The sequence below is a fragment of the Radiobacillus kanasensis genome (assembly GCF_021049245.1).
GTDB lineage: Bacteria > Bacillota > Bacilli > Bacillales > Amphibacillaceae > Radiobacillus > Radiobacillus kanasensis.
Map to the genome: position 1 here is coordinate 71446 of NZ_CP088020.1, position 21714 is coordinate 93159.

Below are 21714 nucleotides of genomic sequence, written 5' to 3' on the forward strand. Positions count from 1 at the left end.
CACATTCAAGGAGGAAATGAATAATGGCAAAGAAAACGAAAAAGCAACAAGAAGCTTTAAAACTTGTTGATCGTACAAAAGCTTACGAAATTCAAGAAGCTATTGATTTAGTAAAACAAACGGCGAAAGCTAACTTTGATGAAACAGTAGAAGCTGCTTTCCGTCTAGGCGTTGACCCTAAGAAAGCGGACCAACAAATCAGAGGTGCTATGGTACTTCCAAACGGTACTGGTAAAAGCCAACGCGTTCTAGTTTTCGCAAAAGGTGATAAAGCGAAAGAAGCGGAAGCTGCAGGAGCAGATTACGTTGGAGAACAAGATCTTATCAGCAAAATCAACCAAGGTTGGTTCGACTTCGATGTAGTAGTTGCTACACCGGATATGATGGCTGAAGTTGGTAAATTAGGTCGTGTATTAGGACCTAAAGGTCTAATGCCAAACCCTAAGACTGGAACTGTTACATTTGAAGTAGAAAAAGCAATTCAAGAAATTAAAGCTGGTAAAGTAGAATATCGTGTAGATAGACAATCTAACATCCATGTTCCAATCGGAAAAGTATCTTTTGATGCAGAGAAGCTTGTTGAAAACTTTGAAGCAATCACAGACGCATTGCTAAAAGCAAAGCCACAAGCCGCTAAAGGTATTTACATGCGTAATGCCGCGATCTCTTCTACAATGGGACCTGGAATTAAAGTAGATACATCTACTTACGTTCGTCGTTAATATCGTTTGCTATTGACTTTATAGAAACGTTTCGATATAATCTATCATGTTGTGTGATCGGATTTCGATCCCACTTATCAAAATAAATACGTTATACCGTAGACAGTAGGTGCACATTGTGCTTAATAACCTGCCGAGGTTATCGATATAGAATGGTACGAAAACTCTTATCATGTCTAACATCAAAACCTCCATGTCTACATGGAGGTTTTTTTCATGGTCATGGTGATCTAACGGTATGATGGAAAGTCAATAGGAGGTGGAAAAATGTCCAAAACAATCGAGCTAAAAAAGCAAGTTGTTACGGAAATTGCTGACAAATTTCGCGATAGTAAGTCAACAATCCTTGTCGACTACCGTGGACTAGATGTAGCAGAGGTTACAGAGCTTCGTTCTAAATTGCGTGAAGCAGGTGTTGAATTCAAAGTGTACAAAAACACAATGAGCCGTCGTGCTGCTGAACAAGCTGAACTTAGCGAGCTAACAGAAACTTTAGTAGGCCCTACTGCTATTGCCTTCAGTCCTGAAGACGTAGTAGCACCAGCTAAAGTACTTAACAACTTTGCGAAAGAACACGAAGCGCTTGAAATCAAAGGTGGAATCATCGAAGGTAAGGTTGCTACGCTTGAGCAAATTAAAGAGCTTGCAGATCTACCAAGCTACGAAGGTTTACTATCTATGGTACTCAGCGTGCTTCAAGCACCTATCCGCAACTTCGCGTACGCTACAAAAGCTGTGGCTGAGCAAAAAGAAGAACAAGGCGCTTAATGCCTATTTTAGATACGTTTAACAAAACAAAAATTATAAGGAGGAACTAAACATGTCTAAAGAACAAATTATTGAAGCGATCAAAGAAATGACCGTTCTTGAATTGAACGACTTAGTAAAAGCTATTGAAGAAGAATTCGGAGTAACTGCTGCTGCACCAGTTGCGGTTGCAGGTGCTGGTGGCGGAGAAGCTGCTGAAGAAAAAACTGAATTTGATGTAGTACTAGAAAGTGCTGGTGCTTCTAAAATTAAGGTTGTTAAAGCAGTTCGTGAAATCACAGGTCTTGGTCTTAAAGACGCAAAAGATCTTGTAGATAACGCTCCTGGAGCAATTAAAGAAGGCGTTGCTAAAGAAGAAGCTGAAGAAATGAAAGCTAAACTTGAAGAAGCAGGCGCATCTGTAGAACTTAAGTAATAAATAAGAAAAGCTCGGGTCACCCACTTAGCGATGTGCGGACTGCACCTAGCCAAGCTAGGTGGTTCGACTAGCCTCTCTAGTCGCTGGGTGCTGGAGCAAGTCATCGATGTGATAAATTTTCTTATCTTTTAAAGAAAGCTCGCCATAATATGGCGGGCTTTTGCTTATACTAACAAAAATATGTAACAAAATGTCGAGTGATAGGAAACAGATTCAATTTAAAGTAGGTGTTGGAATGTCCGATCATTACTACTCAGAACAGCCTCATTCCACCAGTGATCCAAAAACGTGGAAGTATGAATTAAAAGGTCATGTTTTCACCTTTACAAGTGATCACGGTGTATTCTCGAAAAATGAAGTCGACTTTGGTTCCAGAACATTAATCGACGCTTTTCAAGTGTCGGAAGAACCTGGGGAAATATTAGACCTGGGATGTGGATATGGACCAATCGGACTCTCCTTAGCAAAATCTCATCTAGATCGATCCTTTATTTTATCCGATATAAACCAACGAGCTGTTGAGTTAGCTCGATTAAATGCTCATAATAACCAAGTGCATAATGTAGAAGTCATCCAGAGTAATCGGTTAGAAGCATTTAAAGAAAAGAAGTTTTCTAGTATTTTGATTAATCCTCCGATTCGAGCAGGAAAACCGTTGATTTTTCAAATGTACGAAGATAGTTATCGTGCTCTAGTTCCGAAAGGGCAGCTCTGGGTTGTCATCCAGAAGAAACAAGGAGCACCCTCTACGAAAGATAAATTAGAGGAGCTATTTGGCGAGGTGGAACTGGTAACAAAAGATAAAGGGTATTTTATTTTTTGTGCAGAAAAAACAGAATAAATACTTGACTTTTCCGTTTGACCTGCTTCCAGCTATGTGGTAATATTAAAAAATGCCAATAGGCGACTTACCTTGTCAAGAGAAAATTTTAATTCCGTGTAAATTGTATAAATTACATACGGTTGGTAACAATGGTAAAACTGGGCAACAAAGGTGAAAAGGTATAGTTTTTCATTCTTTTTTCCTTATTATGGTAAGGAAGTCTAACGTTAGATTGAAAGAAGGAAATACATTCACGCACGTGAATGTCATTATAAAACTTGTGACGAAGGTAGGTAGAATCTGCTTCTTAGTGGTTCACAAGTTTGTTCGGCATGTTTAGCCGAATGTGCTATTAAGTAAGAATATAACTTCCAAGATTATAAGTCCTTTACTTAATAGTCTGGATGCTTTACCAATTGGTAAAGCAATTTGTTTCGTTCTTCAAAATTAATTTTTTGAAGAGATTTTTAACAGCAAAACAAGGCTTTCTTACCTGTGTTGAGGTCAGAATTCCTCGTTTTTCTAATTTTTTTATTCTTGATTTGAGGGGTGAATCAGTTGACAGGTCAACTAGTTCAGTATGGACGACACCGCCAACGTAGAAGTTATGCACGCATCAGTGAAGTACTTGAGTTACCGAATCTTATCGAGATTCAGACCGCTTCTTACGAATGGTTTTTAGAAGAAGGTTTGAGAGAAATGTTCCAGGATATTTCTCCAATCGAGGATTTTACAGGTAATTTATCTTTGGAGTTCGTAGATTATAGTCTAGGAGAACCGAAGTATCCTGTAGATGAATCAAAAGAAAGAGATGTTACTTATAACGCTCCTCTTCGTGTAAAAGTTCGCCTTCTTAACAATGAAACGGGCGAAGTAAAAGAACAAGAAGTCTTTATGGGGGATTTCCCATTAATGACGGACACTGGAACCTTTATTATTAATGGTGCAGAACGTGTCATCGTTTCTCAGTTAGTCCGCTCTCCAAGCGTGTACTTCAGTAAAAAAATTGACAAAAATGGGAAACGCGGTTATACAGCAACTGTTATCCCTAACCGAGGTGCTTGGTTAGAGTTTGAAACAGATGCTAAAGATGTTGTGCACGTTCGTATTGATCGTACACGTAAATTGCCAATCACTGTTCTATTAAGAGCACTTGGTTTTGGTACAGATCAAGAGATTATTGATTTGATTGGTGAAAATGAATACTTAAGAAACACGTTAGAAAAAGATAACACGGAGAATAGCGAGAAAGCCTTACTAGAGATTTATGAGCGTCTACGTCCTGGTGAACCACCAACTGTTGAGAACGCCAAAAGCTTACTCGTATCAAGATTCTTTGACCCTAAACGTTATGATTTAGCGCATGTAGGTCGCTATAAAATAAATAAAAAGCTTCATATAAAGAATCGTTTATTTAATCAAACGCTTGCAGAAACCCTTGCGGATCCGGAAACGGGTGAGGTGTTAGCGCAAAAAGGTGATAAAATTGATCGCCGTTTGTTAAATAAACTAATCCCTTACTTGGAAGGGGAAGAAAACAATTTTGGTGAAGAGATTCTGGAGCCTCACGAAGGTGTATTAGAGGATCAAATTAAGATTCAATCCATCAAAATTGTCGATCCTACTGATCCAGAAGGAGAAAAAACGTTAAACGTTATCGGTAACGCCAATGTGGAAAAAAGTGTGAAGAATATTGCGCCAGCAGACATTCTATCTGCGATTAGCTATTTCTTTAACATTTTACACCAAGTTGGTGATACAGATGATATCGACCACTTAGGTAACCGTCGTCTGCGTTCTGTAGGGGAATTGTTACAAAATCAATTCCGTATTGGTTTGTCCAGAATGGAGCGCGTGGTACGTGAAAGAATGTCTATTCAGGATACTTCTTCCATTACACCACAACAATTAATCAATATTAGACCAGTTATTGCATCGATTAAAGAGTTTTTCGGAAGCTCTCAATTATCTCAATTTATGGACCAAACAAATCCGTTAGCGGAGTTAACGCACAAACGTCGTCTATCTGCATTGGGACCTGGTGGTTTAACGCGTGAACGTGCTGGGTTTGAAGTTCGTGACGTTCACTATTCTCACTACGGCCGTATGTGTCCAATTGAGACGCCAGAGGGACCAAACATTGGGTTAATTAACTCATTATCCTCTTATGCAAAAGTAAATACATTTGGGTTTATCGAAACACCTTATCGTCGTGTCGATCCAGAAACTGGTAAAGTAACCGAACAAATTGATTACTTAACAGCCGATGAAGAGGATAACTATGTCGTAGCACAAGCGAATGCTAGATTATCAGATGATCTATCTTTCGTGGATGAAGAAGTTATCGCTCGTTTCCGTGGGGAAAACACCGTTGTTCCTCGTGATCGCCTTGATTATATGGACGTTTCTCCTAAGCAAGTAGTATCTGCGGCGACAGCTTGTATTCCGTTCTTGGAAAACGATGACTCCAATCGTGCCTTGATGGGTGCGAACATGCAACGTCAAGCGGTACCGTTGATGAAACCAGAAGCTCCAATTGTTGGAACAGGTATGGAATACGTATCTGGAAAAGACTCTGGTGCAGCTGTTATATGTAGACATGAAGGTATCGTGGAACGTGTGGAAGCGAAAGAAATTCATGTGAGAAGAGTGTCAGAAGTAGATGGTAAGCAAGTCAAAGGTGATGTTGATCGCTATCGTTTACAAAAGTTCATCCGTTCGAACCAAGGTACATGTTACAACCAACGTCCAATTATCAGCCTAGGCGACCATGTGGTAAAAGGGGAAATTTTAGCCGATGGCCCTTCGATGGAAGATGGGGAGCTTGCGTTAGGACGTAACGTTCTAGTTGGCTTTATGACTTGGGAAGGCTATAACTACGAGGATGCGATCATCATGAGTGAGCGTCTCGTTAAAGATGATGTGTACACATCTATTCATATTGAAGAATATGAATCAGAAGCTAGAGATACGAAGCTTGGACCGGAAGAAATCACACGTGATATTCCGAATGTTGGGGAAGAAGCATTACGTGACCTAGACGAACGTGGAATTATCCGTGTCGGTGCAGAAGTAAGCGATGGAGATTTGCTAGTAGGGAAAGTAACGCCAAAAGGGGTAACCGAACTATCTGCAGAAGAGCGTCTCCTTCACGCTATTTTCGGAGAGAAAGCAAGAGAAGTAAGAGATACTTCTTTACGCGTTCCTCACGGGGCGGGTGGTATCGTATTAGATGTTAAGATCTTTAACCGTGAAGACGGAGATGAGCTTCCGCCAGGTGTAAACCAACTCGTTCGTGTTTATATCGTACAAAAACGTAAGATTCACGAAGGAGATAAAATGGCTGGACGTCACGGTAACAAAGGGGTTATCTCCAAGATTTTACCAGAAGAAGATATGCCTTTCTTACCAGATGGAACACCTATTGATATCATGTTGAATCCGCTAGGGGTACCGTCCCGTATGAATATCGGACAGGTATTTGAATTACACCTAGGTATGGCTGCTCGTGCTCTTGGAATTCATGTTGCATCTCCTGTATTTGATGGTGCTCGTGAAGAAGATGTTTGGGAAACACTTGAAGAAGCTGGTATGCCAAGAGATGCGAAAACAATTCTGTATGACGGCAGAACAGGAGATCCATTCGACAACCGTGTATCCGTTGGGGTCATGTATATGATCAAACTAGCACACATGGTTGACGATAAACTTCACGCTCGTTCAACAGGTCCATACTCTCTTGTTACACAACAACCACTTGGTGGTAAAGCACAATTCGGTGGTCAACGTTTCGGGGAGATGGAGGTATGGGCACTAGAAGCTTACGGTGCAGCGTACACTTTGCAAGAAATTCTTACCGTGAAGTCGGATGACGTCGTAGGACGTGTGAAAACGTACGAGGCGATTGTAAAAGGAGATAACGTTCCAGAGCCTGGAATTCCTGAATCGTTCAAAGTATTAATCAAAGAACTTCAAAGTTTAGGTATGGACGTTAAAATGCTATCTGCAGATGAACAAGAAATTGAACTCCGTGATATCGAAGAAGACGAAAATCAATCAGCAGATAAGTTGAACTTAGAAGTAGAAGAAGGTCAAATGTAAGAAAGTCGTTTTTCAACGATTCGTTATATAGCTGGAGACTAAAGGGAGGTAGGCCCCTTGTTAGATGTTAATAATTTTGAATTTATGAAAATTGGTTTAGCTTCACCGGATAAAATCCGTTCATGGTCTTTTGGTGAAGTCAAAAAACCAGAAACAATCAACTATCGTACACTAAAGCCGGAAAAAGATGGTCTATTCTGCGAAAGAATTTTCGGACCGCAAAAGGACTGGGAATGTCACTGTGGTAAATACAAACGCGTGCGCTATAAAGGCGTTGTTTGTGACCGTTGTGGGGTAGAAGTAACAAAAGCAAAAGTACGTCGTGAGCGTATGGGGCACATTGAGCTTGCTGCCCCTGTCTCTCATATCTGGTATTTTAAAGGTATCCCTAGTCGTATGGGTCTTGTACTTGATATGTCTCCAAGAGCTTTAGAAGAAGTTATTTATTTTGCGGCATATATCGTAACAGACTCAGGAGATACAGCACTCGAGAAGAAACAGCTTCTTTCTGAAAAAGAGTATCGTGCTTATCGCGACAAATATGGCCAATCGTTCCAAGCTCAAATGGGAGCAGAAGCGATTCGTAAGCTTCTTCAAGATATCGATCTTGATAAAGAAGTAGGGTTGCTAAAAGAAGAACTGAAAACGGCTCAAGGACAAAGAAGAACACGTGCGATTAAACGTCTAGAAGTATTAGAAGCATTCCGTAATTCGGGGAATGAGCCTTCTTGGATGATTCTTGATGTACTTCCAATCATTCCACCTGAACTACGTCCTATGGTTCAGTTAGATGGTGGAAGATTCGCAACATCTGACTTAAATGATTTATATCGTCGTGTTATAAACCGTAATAACCGTTTGAAACGTTTATTAGATCTTGGAGCACCTAGCATTATCGTGCAAAACGAAAAGCGTATGCTTCAAGAAGCGGTAGATGCATTGATTGATAACGGTCGTCGTGGACGTCCTGTTACAGGGCCGGGTAACCGTCCGTTGAAATCTTTATCTCACATGCTAAAAGGAAAACAAGGTCGTTTCCGTCAAAACCTATTAGGTAAACGTGTAGACTATTCTGGTCGTTCCGTTATCGTTGTAGGTCCACACTTGAAAATGTATCAATGTGGTCTGCCAAAAGAAATGGCAGTCGAACTATTCAAACCGTTTATTATGAAAGAGCTAGTAGCGAAAGGCCTTGCTCATAACATTAAATCGGCAAAACGCAAGATCGAACGGTTACACCCAGAAGTTTGGGATGTATTAGAAGAAGTAATCAAGGAGCACCCTGTATTACTAAACCGCGCCCCTACGCTTCACCGTTTAGGGATCCAAGCGTTTGAGCCAACGTTGGTAGAAGGACGTGCTATTCGCCTTCACCCATTAGTATGTACGGCATATAACGCCGACTTTGATGGAGACCAAATGGCTGTACACGTTCCATTATCTGCGGAAGCACAAGCTGAAGCTAGAATTCTTATGCTGGCTGCACAAAACATCTTAAATCCGAAAGATGGTAAACCAGTTGTAACACCATCACAGGATATGGTATTGGGGAACTACTATGTAACCCTAGAACGTGAAGGTGCAGTTGGCGAAGGTATGGTATTCAAGGATTTAAATGAAGCCTTGATTGCTTACCAAAATGGTTACGTACACTTGCATACTCGTATTGCGGTAGACGCAAGTTCCTTAGGAAATGTAACGTTTACTGAAGAGCAATCTAAAAAACTGTTGCTTACAACGGTTGGTAAACTTATTTTCAACGAAACGTTACCTAGCTCTTTCCCTTACATGAATGAGCCAACACAAGCAAATCTGGAAGTGAAAACACCAGAACATTACTTTGTTGAAAAAGGCACAAACATTAGAGAAGAGATTGCCAAGCGAGAGATTATCCCTCCATTCAAGAAGGGTATCTTAGGTAACATTATCGCAGAGGTATTTAAACGATTTAAGATTAGTGAAACATCGAAAATGCTTGACCGTATGAAAGACTTAGGCTTTAGCTACTCTACGAAAGCGGGTATTACGGTTGGGGTATCTGATATCGTCGTATTAGCCGATAAACAAGTTATCCTAGAGGAAGCGCAAACGAAAGTAGATAAAGTGTTGAAACAATTCCGTCGTGGTTTGATTACGGAAGAAGAGCGTTATGATCGTGTTATCGCTATCTGGTCGAAGGCGAAAGACGATATTCAAGAAAAACTAATGAAATCACTAAACCCACGTAACCCTATCTTTATGATGAGTGACTCTGGAGCTCGTGGTAACGCATCTAACTTTACACAGCTAGCTGGTATGCGTGGTCTAATGGCCAACCCGGCTGGTCGAATCATTGAGTTACCGATCAAGTCTAGTTTCCGTGAAGGTTTAACGGTATTAGAGTACTTTATTTCTACTCACGGTGCTCGTAAAGGTCTAGCGGATACAGCCTTGAAAACAGCCGATTCTGGTTACTTAACTCGTAGACTAGTTGATGTTGCTCAAGACGTAATCGTGCGTGAAGAAGATTGTGGTACAGATAGAGGTCTTACTGTTCAATCGATTAAAGAAGGAACAGAAATGATCGAGCCGCTAATCGATCGACTCATTGGTAGAACGTCCTTCCAGACGATTTATCATCCAGAGACGAAAGAATTGCTTGCTGAACGTAACGAAGTGATTACAGAGGATAAAGCAAAACAAATTGTCGATGCGGGAATTGAGCAGCTTATGATACGCTCTGTCTTCACCTGTAATACGAAGCATGGTGTATGTAAGAAATGTTACGGACGTAACTTGGCAACTGGTGACGAGGTAGAAGTAGGAGAAGCGGTTGGTATTATCGCAGCACAATCCATCGGAGAACCAGGTACACAGCTTACTATGCGTACGTTCCACACCGGTGGGGTAGCTGGAGATGATATCACACAAGGTTTACCGCGTATCCAAGAGCTATTTGAAGCTCGTAATCCGAAAGGTCAGGCTGTTATTAGTGAACTCTACGGTACCGTTCAGGACATCAACGAAGTGAAAGACAAACAAGAAATTGTTGTCCAAGGTGCAGTGGAAACAAAATCTTATACAGCTCCATACGGCGCGCGAGTAAAAGTTACTATTGGTGATGAGGTTATTGCGGGTCAAGAACTAACAGAAGGTTCTGTAGATCCAAAAGAACTATTAAAAATCCAAGGTATCGATGGTGTGCAAGAATACCTACTCAAAGAAGTACAAAAAGTTTACCGTATGCAAGGGGTAGAAATTGGAGATAAGCACGTCGAAGTTATGGTAAGACAAATGCTTCGTAAAGTACGTGTTGCAGATGCTGGGGATACAGAAGTATTACCAGGCTCTCTACTGGAAATTCACCAATTCCGAGATGCGAACAAGGAAGTGTTGTTACAAGGTAACCAACCAGCTGTTGGTCGTCCAGTACTTCTTGGTATCACGAAAGCATCTCTCGAAACAGATTCCTTCTTGTCCGCTGCTTCCTTCCAAGAAACTACTCGTGTCTTGACAGATGCAGCAATTAAAGGAAAACGTGACGAACTCCTTGGACTGAAAGAGAATGTAATTATTGGTAAGTTGGTTCCTGCCGGCACAGGTATGCAAAAATACCGCAAGATTACGGCTAAGACAGATGAGCCAGTAGATGAAGTAATTGAACCAAATTTCACAGAAGAGATTACACAGTAGTACTACAATATTATAAAAGACAAGGTTAAACGAGGAAGTACACCTCTGAAGAAGGTTTTCAATTCAGAGAAAAGAGGGCGGAACTAGCGCCTTCTTTCTCTGTAAACCTATTAATGTGTGTTCAAAAAGGAGGATAAAAAGCGCAAAGAAATTCAAGGCGGTGCAGCTTCGAGTATCAGACTTGCACAGGATGTGCTGACTTCTGCGTTGTGCACAGGACGTGCACGACTTTAGCAGAAGATCCACTATTCCTTATAGATACATGAGGAACGGAGAAGCAAACCAACGCAGAAGTTCAAAGCGATTTTTACCGGACTTTTTGAATATCTTCTATTATTAATTTCCTTCGATTTAAGTTGACATTAAAATAGTTGGATGATAATATATTCAAGGTGCTTCCGATTATCCTTGTTGCTTTGGAGGATATGTAAATGTCTTATGATAAAGTGGCACAGGTGAAAACTGGTTTGATAATAGGAACCAAACAAACTTTGAAAGCCATGAAAAATGGTGAAGTTAGTGAGGTTGTTATTGCTGATGATGCTGATCAGCATATAACAAGTAACGTGTCGCGTCTTGCTAAAGAATTGAATATCCCCTGCACACGAGTGGATTCTATGAAAAAGCTCGGAGCAGCATGTGGAATAGATGTGGGGACAGCGACAGTGGCGATAAAGCAATAAAGTTTTGGCGGGTATTCGCGAAAGCTTTGTTTTTTGCCTTGTTATGAACCACCTGGATATGTGGTATTACAAAACATTGCCGAAAGGAGGAAAATTAGATGCCTACAATTAATCAACTTGTACGTAAAGGTCGTGTGAGCAAGGGTAAAAAATCTGACTCACCTGCACTTAATAAAGGCTACAACAGCTTCAAAAAGTCTTTGACTAACCAATCTTCTCCTCAAAAACGTGGAGTATGTACTCGTGTTGGTACTCTAACACCTAAGAAACCGAACTCTGCACTTCGTAAATATGCTCGTGTGCGCTTGACTAATGGAATCGAAGTTACAGCTTACATTCCAGGTATCGGCCACAACCTACAAGAGCACAGTGTTGTTCTAATCCGTGGTGGACGTGTTAAGGACTTACCAGGGGTACGTTATCACATCGTTCGTGGTGCGTTAGATACTGCTGGTGTAGATGGTCGTATGCAAGGACGTTCTAAATACGGAACAAAGAGACCTAAGAAATAAGGATTCGAAAAATAACAAACAATAAAGGGAAGGAGGGGGACATATGCCACGTAAAGGACCAGTACCAAAGCGTGATGTCTTGCCAGATCCGATTCACAACTCTAAGCTTGTAACTCGTCTAATCAACCAAATCATGGTGGATGGACAACGCGGAAAAGCTCAAAAAATTCTTTATAAAGCTTTTGAACTAGTGGAAGAGCGTAGCGGTCAAAATGCTATGGAAGCTTTTGAACAAGCAATGAAAAACGTTATGCCAGTACTTGAAGTACGCGCTCGTCGTGTTGGTGGTTCAAACTACCAAGTACCAGTTGAGGTTCGTCCAGAACGTCGTCAAGCACTAGGTCTTCGTTACATTGTAAACTACTCTCGCCTACGCGGAGAAAAAACAATGGAAGAGCGTCTAGCTAACGAAATTTTGGATGCATCCAACAACACAGGTGCTTCCGTTAAGAAACGCGAAGATATGCACAAAATGGCAGAAGCAAACAAAGCGTTTGCTCACTACCGTTGGTAAGAACATGCTAATAAAAAGATTAGCCTAGAAAGCCAACTGCTCATAGGCTAGTCTGCTTATTAACATCAAACTAAACTAATTTTTACTCAGGAAGGAGACAACATTCATGCCTAGAGAGTTCTCCTTGGAAAAGACTCGTAATATCGGTATAATGGCGCACATTGATGCTGGTAAAACAACAGCAACCGAACGTATTCTTTTCTACACAGGACGTATCCATAAAATTGGAGAAACACACGAAGGTGCTTCTCAAATGGACTGGATGGAGCAAGAGCAAGAACGTGGTATCACCATTACATCTGCTGCAACTACAGCGCAATGGAAAGGTCACCGTATCAACATCATTGATACACCAGGACACGTGGACTTCACAGTAGAAGTTGAACGTTCCCTACGTGTACTTGATGGTTCCGTTGCAGTTCTAGATGCACAATCAGGTGTTGAACCACAAACAGAAACGGTATGGCGTCAAGCTACAACGTACGGAGTTCCTAGAATTGTATTCGTAAACAAAATGGATAAAATCGGAGCTGACTTCCTTTACTCTGTTAAGACTTTAGGAGATCGCTTAGGTGCTAATGCGCATCCAGTTCAACTTCCAATCGGTGCAGAAGATGATTTCGAAGGAATTATCGACCTAATCACGATGGAAGCATTCTACTACTTAGATGACCTAGGAACTCGTGCTGAAGCTCGTCCGATTCCAGATGATATGAAGGATCTAGCTGAAGAATACCGCACAAAGCTTCTTGAAGCAGTTGCAGAGTTAGATGAAGATTTAATGATGAGATACTTAGAAGGCGAAGAAATCTCCAACGATGAACTAAAAGATGCGGTTCGTAAAGCAACTCTAAGTGTTGAATTTTATCCAGTATTCTGTGGATCTGCTTTCAAAAACAAAGGGGTTCAGCTTCTTATTGATGGAGTAGTAGATTACCTACCTGCTCCAACAGATGTACCTCCAATTGAAGGTACCGTTCCACAAACAGAAGAAAAAGTAGTTCGTAAAGCGGACGATAACGAACCATTCTCTGCACTAGCATTTAAAGTTGCAACAGACCCGTTCGTTGGTAAACTTACATTCTTCCGTGTTTACTCTGGAACATTAGAATCAGGTTCTTACGTGAAAAACTCTACGAAAGATAAGCGTGAACGTGTAGGACGTATTCTACAAATGCACGCCAACTCTCGTGAAGAGATTTCAACTGTATATGCTGGTGACATCGCTGGTGCTGTGGGTTTAAAGGATACAAGTACAGGTGATACTCTATGTGAAGAGAAAAACCTTGTCATCCTAGAGTCTATGGAATTCCCAGAGCCGGTTATCTCTGTTGCAATTGAACCGAAGTCTAAAGCTGACCAAGATAAAATGTCAGTGGCACTTGGTAAACTTGCAGAAGAGGATCCAACATTCAAAACAGAAACAAACCCTGAAACTGGTCAAACGATTATTTCTGGTATGGGTGAACTTCACCTTGATATTATCGTAGACCGTATGAAGCGTGAGTTTAAAGTGGAAGCAAACGTAGGTGCTCCTCAAGTATCCTACCGTGAAACATTCCGCGGTTCCGCTAATGTGGAAGGTAAATTTGTTCGTCAGTCTGGTGGTCGTGGTCAATATGGTCACGTTTGGATCAAGTTTGAGCCAAATGAAGAAGGTGCTGGATTTGAATTTGAAAACAAAACAGTTGGTGGATCTGTACCTCGTGAATACATTGGCTCTGTAGAAGCTGGTGTTAAAGAAGCGATGGAAAACGGTGTTGTTGCCGGATATCCACTAGTTGACATTAGAGCTACCCTATTTGATGGAAGCTACCACGATGTTGACTCGAACGAAACAGCGTTTAAAGTAGCTGCATCTATGGCACTTAAAGCTGCGAAAAACAAATGTAACCCTGTTCTACTTGAGCCAATGATGAAAGTAGAAGTTGTTATCCCAGAAGAATACATGGGTGACATCATGGGTGACATTACATCCCGTCGTGGACGTGTAGAAGGTATGGAAGCTCGTGGATCTGCTCAAGTAGTTAAAGCATTTGTACCACTAGCTGAAATGTTTGGGTATGCAACGGCACTTCGTTCTAACACGCAAGGTCGTGGAACATATACTATGCACTTTGACCACTACGAAGAAACACCTAAGAGCATTGCTGAAGAAATCATTAAGAAAAATGCTGGTGAATAACAGAATTGTTGACATTCATCTAGTATAACTTGTATTGTATGCTTAGGAATTTCGAATCCGTTATTCCTAAGCAAACCATACATTTATAAATAAAAAAGACTTTTATTTACTTAAAGGAGGAAATATAAATGGGTAAAGCAAAATTTGACCGTTCAAAAGACCACGTTAACATTGGTACAATTGGCCACGTTGACCATGGTAAAACAACTTTAACAGCTGCAATCACTACAGTACTTTTCAACAAGTATGGTATTGGTGAAGCGCGTGCATATGATCAAATCGATGGTGCTCCAGAAGAAAGAGAACGTGGTATCACAATCTCTACAGCACACGTTGAGTATGAAACTGACAACCGTCACTATGCACACGTTGACTGCCCAGGTCACGCTGACTATGTTAAAAACATGATCACTGGTGCTGCGCAAATGGACGGAGCTATCCTAGTAGTATCTGCTGCTGATGGTCCAATGCCACAAACTCGTGAGCACATCCTACTTTCTCGTAACGTAGGTGTACCTGCGATCGTAGTATTCCTTAACAAATGTGATATGGTAGATGACGAAGAGCTTCTTGAATTAGTAGAAATGGAAGTTCGTGACCTTCTTTCTGAGTACGACTTCCCTGGTGATGATGTACCAGTTATCAAAGGTTCTGCTCTTAAAGCATTAGAAGGTGACGAAAAATACGTGAACGCAATCTATGAACTAATGGATGCAGTTGATGAGTATATTCCAAGACCTGACCGTGACACTGAAAAACCTTTCATGATGCCAGTTGAGGATGTATTCTCAATCACTGGTCGTGGTACTGTTGCTACTGGACGTGTAGAGCGTGGAGTAGTAAAAGTAGGGGATGAAGTAGATATCATCGGTCTTGCTGAAGAAGCATCTAAAACAACTGTAACTGGTGTTGAAATGTTCCGTAAGCTTCTTGACTATGCAGAAGCTGGAGACAACATTGGTGCACTTCTTCGTGGGGTATCTCGTGAAGATATCAACCGTGGTCAAGTACTTGCTAAACCAGGTACAATCACACCGCACACAAACTTCAAAGCTGAAGTTTATGTATTATCTAAAGAAGAAGGTGGACGTCACACTCCATTCTTCTCGAACTACCGCCCACAGTTCTACTTCCGTACAACGGATGTAACTGGTGTTATCAACCTTCCTGAAGGTGTAGAAATGGTAATGCCTGGTGACAACACGGAAATGACTGTAGAGCTTATTTCTCCAATTGCTATTGAAGATGGTACAAGATTCTCTATCCGTGAGGGTGGACGTACTGTTGGATCTGGTGTTGTATCAGTCATCGAAAAATAATAATTGATATTTAAAGCAGGTAGCTTGTTTCGCTACCTGCTTTTTGTTTTGAGCCATCAAGTTTTAGTCTGACTCTCTGGTAAGAAACTTCGCTTAACATGTGTACGTCCACCCTAGAAGAAATAAATCTGATCATAATGGTACTGGGTAATGGACATCTGTTCCACTATTTCGGCTTTTTCATAGTTTAGGGTTTCTTACGGAGATGTGAACCTTTATTCACATTTTATAGAACCATGCCTTAGTCCGCTTAAAAATTGGTTAATAATTGTAATTAACAACCAGAACTTGAAGTCAGTATTATTACTATGTATAATACCGATTAGTGTCTTATTATGACTAGAAAAATCTAGTGCGAATAAAATTGTAAAAATGGTTGCATTGACTGGGTTTCTTCTATATAATAAATAATGTTGGTCATAAAAAAGGCGATGATGCGGAAGGTTGTTGGCACACCCGGCCCCTTTGCCATGGCGGGGTGTCGAGGAATTTTCGCGGAGAATGTCTATTTTAAAATGGGCGAAAAGGAGGGAAAATAATGGCAAAAGAAAAAATCAGAATCAGATTAAAAGCGTATGATCACCGTATTCTAGATCAATCGGCTGAGAAAATCGTAGACACAGCGAAACGTTCGGGTGCAAGTGTTTCTGGACCAATTCCGCTACCTACTGAAAAATCTGTGTACACAATCTTGCGTGCGGTGCACAAGTACAAAGATTCTCGTGAACAATTCGAGATGCGTACACACAAACGTCTTATTGACATTGTTAGTCCAACACCACAAACAGTTGATGCGCTAATGCGTTTAGACTTACCATCTGGTGTGGACATCGAAATTAAACTATAAAAAAGATTTTAAAGAAAATGGAGGTGTAACGGATGACGAAAGGAATCTTAGGAAGAAAAATCGGCATGACTCAACTTTTCAATGAAACTGGAGAGCTAGTTCCTGTAACGGTTATTCAAGCTGAGCCTAACGTAGTTCTTCAACTTAAAACAGTTGAAACGGACGGATATGAAGCAGTGCAGCTAGGATTTGCTGATCAAAAGGCAAACAATGTAAACAAACCTGCTAAAGGTCATGCTGAAAAAGCGAACACAACGCCTAAGCGCTACATTCGTGAATTCCGTGACGCTAATCTTGAAGACTACACTGTCGGTCAAGAAGTTGGCGTAGACGTATTTCAAGCTGGAGATGTCGTAGATGTAACTGGTACTTCAAAGGGTAAAGGATTTCAAGGTGCAATCAAGAGACATAACCAATCTCGTGGACCAATGTCTCACGGTTCTCGTTACCACAGAAGACCAGGTTCTATGGGTGTAATTGACCCTATGCACGTTTTTAAAGGTAAAAAGCTACCAGGACAAATGGGTGGAGAAACAATTACTATCCAAAACCTTGAAGTAGTAAAAGTAGATACAGATCGTAACCTACTTTTAGTAAAAGGTAATGTACCTGGAGCAAAAAAATCTTATGTACAAATTACCAGTGCGGTAAAGGCTAACTAATCATTAATTGAAGGGAGGATATGTCATGCCTAAAGTAGCACTATATAATCAAACTGGATCTCAAGTCGGCGATGTGGAATTAAACGATGCTGTATTTGGGATTGAGCCGAATGAGCACGTATTACACGAAGCAGTCCTAATGCAACGCGCTTCTTTACGCCAAGGAACTCACGATGTTAAAGGTCGTTCAGAAGTTCGTGGTGGAGGACGTAAGCCGTGGCGCCAAAAAGGTACTGGTCGCGCTCGTCAAGGTTCTATCCGCTCCCCGCAATGGGTTGGTGGTGGAACAGTATTCGGACCAACTCCTCGCAGCTACAGCTATAAACTACCTAAAAAGGTTCGTAGATTAGCAATCAAATCTGCGTTATCTTCTAAGGTGAAAGAAGAAAGCTTATTCGTTCTTGACAACCTTTCGATCGAAGCTCCTAAAACAAAAGAAGTAAAAGCTGTTTTATCTGGTCTTAACGTTGATAGCAAAGCTTTAATTGTTACTCTTGAAAAAGATGAGGTCGTTGCACGTTCTGCTAACAACCTACCTGGAGTGAAGGTTCTAACAGTAAGTGAAGTAAATGTTTTAGACTTGCTTACGCATGACAAGCTGATCTTGACGAAAGAGGCAGCTGAAAAAGCAGGGGAGGTGCTTGCATAATGAAAGATCCACGTGATATTATTAAGCGCCCTATTATAACTGAGAATTCTGCAGACCTTATGGCTGATAAAAAATATACTTTTGAAGTGAGTACCAAAGCGAACAAAACTGAAATTAAAGATGCGATCGAATCCATCTTTAGTGTGAAAGTTGTGAACGTAAATACTATGAACCTCAAAGGTAAATTTAAACGTATGGGTCGTTACGGTGGATTCCGCCCAGACCGTAAAAAAGCAATTGTAACACTGTCTGCTGACAGTAAAGAGTTAGACTTTTTTGAAGGTGTTTAATCCAATATTTGAATAAGAAGGAGGGAAAACGATGGCGATTAAAAAATACAAACCAACCTCTAATGGTCGACGTGGTATGTCAGGTTCTGATTTCGCAGAAATTACAACTGATAAGCCGGAAAAATCCTTGCTTGCTCCACTTCACAAACACGGTGGACGTAATAACCAAGGTAGATTAACAGTTCGTCATCAAGGCGGCGGTCACAAACGTCAATATCGCATCATCGATTTTAAACGCGATAAAGATGGAATACCAGGACGCGTTGCTACTATTGAGTACGATCCAAACCGTACTGCTAATATTGCGCTTATCCACTATGTAGATGGTGAGAAGCGTTATATCCTTGCTCCTAAAGGATTAAAAGTAGGAGATGAAATTCTTTCTGGAGAAGGTGCTGACATCAAAGTTGGTCACTCTCTAGCATTAGAAAACATTCCAGTAGGTACAATCATTCATAACATCGAGTTAAAACCGGGTCGTGGAGGACAATTAGTTCGTTCTGCTGGTTCACAAGCTCAAATCCTTGGTCGTGAGGATAAATATGTTCTTGTAAGATTGACTTCTGGTGAAGTTCGCCTAGTACTAGGTACTTGCCGCGCTACTGTAGGTCAAGTAGGTAACCTAGAACACGAACTAATCAACGTTGGTAAAGCTGGACGCTCACGTTGGAAAGGTATCCGTCCAACAGTACGTGGTTCTGTAATGAACCCGAATGATCACCCACACGGTGGTGGTGAAGGACGTGCGCCAATCGGACGTAAGTCACCAATGTCTCCATGGGGTAAACCAACTCTTGGATACAAAACTCGTAAACGTAACAAACCAACTGACAAGTTTATCGTACGTAAACGTAAAAAATAACGGGGTTGCTAGACGGGAACAAATGCCCGTCTGTCAATCGCGAAGGGAGGCTTATGCATGGGTCGTAGCTTAAAAAAGGGACCTTTCGTGGATGACCATTTAATGAAAAAGGTTGAACAACTTGATTCTGATAACAAAAAACAATTGATTAAAACTTGGTCTCGTCGTTCTACAATTTTTCCTAATTTCGTTGGCCACACTATCGCTGTTTATGATGGTCGTAAACACGTACCAGTTTATGTAACAGAAGATATGGTAGGACACAAATTAGGAGAATTCGCACCAACTCGTACCTATAAAGGTCACGCTGGTGATGACAGAAAAACAAAACGTTAATGAGAGGAGGCACTCCTAATGCAAGCTAAAGCTGTTGCAAAATCTGTTCGTATCGCTCCTCGTAAAGTTCGTTTAGTAATAGATTTGATTCGAGGGAAAAATGTAGGGGAAGCTGTAGCGATTCTACGCCACACACAACGTGGAGCTTCACCTGTAGTGGAAAAAGTACTTCGTTCTGCTATCGCTAACGCAGAGCACAACTACGAAATGAACCCAGATAACCTAGTTATCTCGGAAGCATTCGTAAACGAAGGAGCAACAATGAAACGTTTCCGTCCACGTGCGATGGGTCGTGCAAGTCAAATTAATAAAAGAACGAGCCACATCACAGTGGTTGTATCAGAAAAAAAGGAGGGATAATTCGTGGGTCAAAAAGTTAATCCGATAGGACTTCGTGTCGGTGTAATCCGTGACTGGGAATCCAAATGGTACGCTGGTAAAGATTACGCTGATCTATTGCATGAAGACATTAAGATTCGTGAATATATTGAACTACGTTTAAAGGATGCTGCAGTATCTAGCATTGAAATCGAGCGTGCTGCAAACCGCGTAAACATCTCTATCTCAACTGCTAAACCAGGTATGGTAATTGGTAAAGGTGGTTCTGAAGTAGAAGCTTTACGTAAATCTCTTAACGCCTTAACTGGTAAAAGAGTTCACATTAACATCGTTGAAGTGAAAAAGGCTGATATCGATGCTAAATTAGTAGCAGAAAATATTGCTCGTCAACTTGAAAATCGTATTTCATTCCGTCGTGCGCAAAAACAAACCATTCAACGTGCAATGCGTGCAGGAGCTAAAGGGATTCGTACCCAAGTATCAGGCCGTCTAGGTGGAGCTGATATCGCTCGTGCGGAACACTATAGTGAAGGAACTGTACCACTACACACACTACGTGCGGATATCGACTACGGTACTGCAGAAGCAGATACTACGTACGGTAAATTAGGTGTTAAAGTGTGGATCTATCGTGGAGAAGTCCTTCCAACTAAAAACAAAAAATAAGGAAGGGGGAACGCATTATGTTAATGCCCAAACGTGTAAAACATCGTAAACAACATACCGGTCGCATGAAAGGTAAAGCAAAAGGCGGTACAGAGGTTGCATTTGGTGAGTATGGTCTACAAGCTGTAGATGCTTCTTGGATTACAAGTCGTCAAATTGAGTCAGCTCGTATCGCAATGACTCGTTATATGAAGCGTGGTGGTAAAGTTTGGATTAAAATTTTCCCAGACAAACCATATACTGCGAAACCTCTAGAAGTACGTATGGGTTCCGGTAAAGGGGCTCCAGAAGGATGGGTAGCAGTAGTAAAACCAGGAAAAATTATGTTTGAAATCGCAGGTGTTTCTGAAGAAGTAGCACGTGAAGCGTTACGTCTTGCTTCTCATAAACTACCGGTTAAAACGAAATTTGTAAAACGCGAAGAAATTGGTGGTGAAATCAATGAAGGCTAATGAAATAAGAGAACTAACCACTGCCGAAATTGAACAAAAAGTTAAATCTTTAAAAGAAGAGCTTTTCAACTTGCGTTTTCAGCTAGCGACAGGACAACTAGAAAACACTGCACGTCTTCGTGAAGTTCGCAAATCTATCGCACGTATGAAAACTGTTGTTCGTGAAAGAGAGCTAAGCGTAAATAACTAGTAAACCCGAGAGGAGGTTAGCCTCAAATGAGTGAACGTAATAATCGTAAAGTCTACACTGGTCGTGTAGTCTCTGACAAAATGGATAAAACCATCACCGTTATGGTTGAAACATATAAGTTCCATAAGCTTTATGGAAAACGTGTTAAGTACTCTAAAAAGTTTAAAGCACATGATGAAAACAACCAGGCTAAAACTGGTGATGTTGTTCGTATCATGGAAACTCGCCCACTATCTGCAACAAAGCGTTTCCGCTTAGTAGAAGTTGTCGAGGAAGCCGTAATTATCTAATTAAATTTCGCTCGGTCTGTTTCCGAAGGGAGGTTACAAGAGTATGATTCAACAAGAAACTCGTTTAAAAGTAGCTGATAACTCAGGTGCTCGTGAAGTTTTAACCATCAAGGTACTAGGTGGGTCCGGTCGTAAGACTGCTAACATTGGTGACGTAATCGTCTGCACGGTGAAACAAGCAACACCAGGAGGCGTTGTCAAAAAAGGTGAAGTAGTCAAAGCTGTTATTGTTCGAACTAAGAGTGGAGCACGTCGTAAAGACGGTTCTTACATCAAGTTTGATGAAAATGCAGCGGTAATTATCCGTGATGATAAAAGTCCAAGAGGAACTCGTATCTTTGGACCAGTAGCACGTGAACTACGTGATGCTAAATTCATGAAGATCGTATCTCTAGCACCAGAAGTACTATAAGT

Annotated in this window: 23 protein-coding genes and 1 other annotated feature; all 23 genes read left to right on the top strand. The window is 41.1% G+C overall.

From position 1 onward, the window contains the following. Window positions 1-23 precede the first annotated feature (23 nt). On the top strand, window positions 24-722 hold the full coding sequence (gene rplA / locus KO561_RS00380; RefSeq protein ID WP_231095123.1) for a 50S ribosomal protein L1: 699 nt from the start codon (window positions 24-26) through the stop codon (window positions 720-722). Window positions 723-800: 78 nt separating this feature from the next. After that, window positions 801-946: a sequence feature (ribosomal protein L10 leader region), on the top strand. A 43-nt stretch (window positions 947-989) separates the two neighbouring features. Continuing rightward, on the top strand, window positions 990-1490 hold the full coding sequence (gene rplJ, locus KO561_RS00385) for a 50S ribosomal protein L10 (protein ID WP_231095124.1): 501 nt from the start codon (window positions 990-992) through the stop codon (window positions 1488-1490). Between the two features lie 52 nt (window positions 1491-1542). After that, entirely contained in the window at window positions 1543-1905 is a 363-nt protein-coding gene (gene rplL / locus KO561_RS00390; RefSeq protein ID WP_231095125.1) for a 50S ribosomal protein L7/L12, read from the top strand. Between the two features lie 238 nt (window positions 1906-2143). Continuing rightward, window positions 2144-2749, top strand: a complete 606-nt coding sequence (locus tag KO561_RS00395; protein ID WP_231095126.1) for a class I SAM-dependent methyltransferase — start codon at window positions 2144-2146, stop codon at window positions 2747-2749. 540 nt (window positions 2750-3289) lie between these two features. Beyond that, window positions 3290-6832: a DNA-directed RNA polymerase subunit beta gene (gene rpoB / locus KO561_RS00400; RefSeq protein ID WP_231095127.1), complete on the top strand. Its 3543-nt coding sequence runs from the start codon at window positions 3290-3292 to the stop codon at window positions 6830-6832. A 57-nt stretch (window positions 6833-6889) separates the two neighbouring features. Then, window positions 6890-10504 carry a DNA-directed RNA polymerase subunit beta' gene (gene rpoC, locus KO561_RS00405; RefSeq protein WP_231095128.1) on the top strand — a complete coding sequence of 1205 codons (3615 nt, stop codon included), beginning with the start codon at window positions 6890-6892 and terminating at the stop codon, window positions 10502-10504. 431 nt (window positions 10505-10935) lie between these two features. Further along, window positions 10936-11187 carry a 50S ribosomal protein L7ae-like protein gene (locus KO561_RS00410; protein ID WP_231095129.1) on the top strand — a complete coding sequence of 84 codons (252 nt, stop codon included), beginning with the start codon at window positions 10936-10938 and terminating at the stop codon, window positions 11185-11187. 98 nt (window positions 11188-11285) lie between these two features. Further along, the gene (rpsL, locus tag KO561_RS00415) at window positions 11286-11699 is read left to right on the top strand and encodes a 30S ribosomal protein S12 (protein WP_231095130.1); all 414 of its coding nucleotides are present in this window, start codon (window positions 11286-11288) and stop codon (window positions 11697-11699) included. A 43-nt stretch (window positions 11700-11742) separates the two neighbouring features. After that, window positions 11743-12213: a 30S ribosomal protein S7 gene (rpsG, locus tag KO561_RS00420; RefSeq protein WP_231095131.1), complete on the top strand. Its 471-nt coding sequence runs from the start codon at window positions 11743-11745 to the stop codon at window positions 12211-12213. A gap of 106 nt (window positions 12214-12319) precedes the next feature. After that, window positions 12320-14398: an elongation factor G gene (gene fusA / locus KO561_RS00425; RefSeq protein ID WP_231095132.1), complete on the top strand. Its 2079-nt coding sequence runs from the start codon at window positions 12320-12322 to the stop codon at window positions 14396-14398. A 128-nt stretch (window positions 14399-14526) separates the two neighbouring features. Further along, window positions 14527-15717, top strand: coding sequence for an elongation factor Tu (gene tuf / locus KO561_RS00430; RefSeq protein ID WP_231095133.1), 1191 nt, complete (start codon window positions 14527-14529; stop codon window positions 15715-15717). A 538-nt stretch (window positions 15718-16255) separates the two neighbouring features. Further along, the gene (gene rpsJ, locus KO561_RS00435; RefSeq protein WP_143891637.1) at window positions 16256-16564 is read left to right on the top strand and encodes a 30S ribosomal protein S10; all 309 of its coding nucleotides are present in this window, start codon (window positions 16256-16258) and stop codon (window positions 16562-16564) included. Between the two features lie 32 nt (window positions 16565-16596). Then, window positions 16597-17226, top strand: a complete 630-nt coding sequence (rplC, locus tag KO561_RS00440) for a 50S ribosomal protein L3 (protein WP_231095134.1) — start codon at window positions 16597-16599, stop codon at window positions 17224-17226. A gap of 25 nt (window positions 17227-17251) precedes the next feature. Further along, window positions 17252-17875 carry a 50S ribosomal protein L4 gene (rplD, locus tag KO561_RS00445; protein WP_231095135.1) on the top strand — a complete coding sequence of 208 codons (624 nt, stop codon included), beginning with the start codon at window positions 17252-17254 and terminating at the stop codon, window positions 17873-17875. Next, window positions 17875-18165, top strand: coding sequence for a 50S ribosomal protein L23 (gene rplW / locus KO561_RS00450; protein ID WP_231095136.1), 291 nt, complete (start codon window positions 17875-17877; stop codon window positions 18163-18165). Before rplD ends, rplW begins: the two co-directional genes overlap by 1 nt. A 31-nt stretch (window positions 18166-18196) precedes the next feature. Further along, window positions 18197-19027: a 50S ribosomal protein L2 gene (rplB, locus tag KO561_RS00455; RefSeq protein WP_231095137.1), complete on the top strand. Its 831-nt coding sequence runs from the start codon at window positions 18197-18199 to the stop codon at window positions 19025-19027. Between the two features lie 57 nt (window positions 19028-19084). Continuing rightward, window positions 19085-19363, top strand: coding sequence for a 30S ribosomal protein S19 (rpsS, locus tag KO561_RS00460; RefSeq protein ID WP_231095138.1), 279 nt, complete (start codon window positions 19085-19087; stop codon window positions 19361-19363). Window positions 19364-19381: 18 nt separating this feature from the next. Further along, the gene (gene rplV, locus KO561_RS00465; protein ID WP_231095139.1) at window positions 19382-19723 is read left to right on the top strand and encodes a 50S ribosomal protein L22; all 342 of its coding nucleotides are present in this window, start codon (window positions 19382-19384) and stop codon (window positions 19721-19723) included. A 3-nt stretch (window positions 19724-19726) separates the two neighbouring features. Continuing rightward, window positions 19727-20368 (top strand): 30S ribosomal protein S3, encoded by a 642-nt coding sequence (gene rpsC / locus KO561_RS00470; protein ID WP_231095140.1) that lies wholly within the window; start codon window positions 19727-19729, stop codon window positions 20366-20368. 17 nt (window positions 20369-20385) lie between these two features. Continuing rightward, window positions 20386-20820 (top strand): 50S ribosomal protein L16, encoded by a 435-nt coding sequence (gene rplP, locus KO561_RS00475; protein ID WP_231095141.1) that lies wholly within the window; start codon window positions 20386-20388, stop codon window positions 20818-20820. After that, entirely contained in the window at window positions 20810-21010 is a 201-nt protein-coding gene (rpmC, locus tag KO561_RS00480; RefSeq protein ID WP_017473656.1) for a 50S ribosomal protein L29, read from the top strand. The genes rplP and rpmC overlap by 11 nt, the downstream gene beginning before the upstream one ends. A 26-nt stretch (window positions 21011-21036) precedes the next feature. Then, window positions 21037-21300: a 30S ribosomal protein S17 gene (gene rpsQ, locus KO561_RS00485; protein WP_231095142.1), complete on the top strand. Its 264-nt coding sequence runs from the start codon at window positions 21037-21039 to the stop codon at window positions 21298-21300. Between the two features lie 43 nt (window positions 21301-21343). Continuing rightward, window positions 21344-21712, top strand: coding sequence for a 50S ribosomal protein L14 (gene rplN, locus KO561_RS00490; protein ID WP_231095143.1), 369 nt, complete (start codon window positions 21344-21346; stop codon window positions 21710-21712). The last annotated feature ends 2 nt before the right edge of the window (window positions 21713-21714 follow it).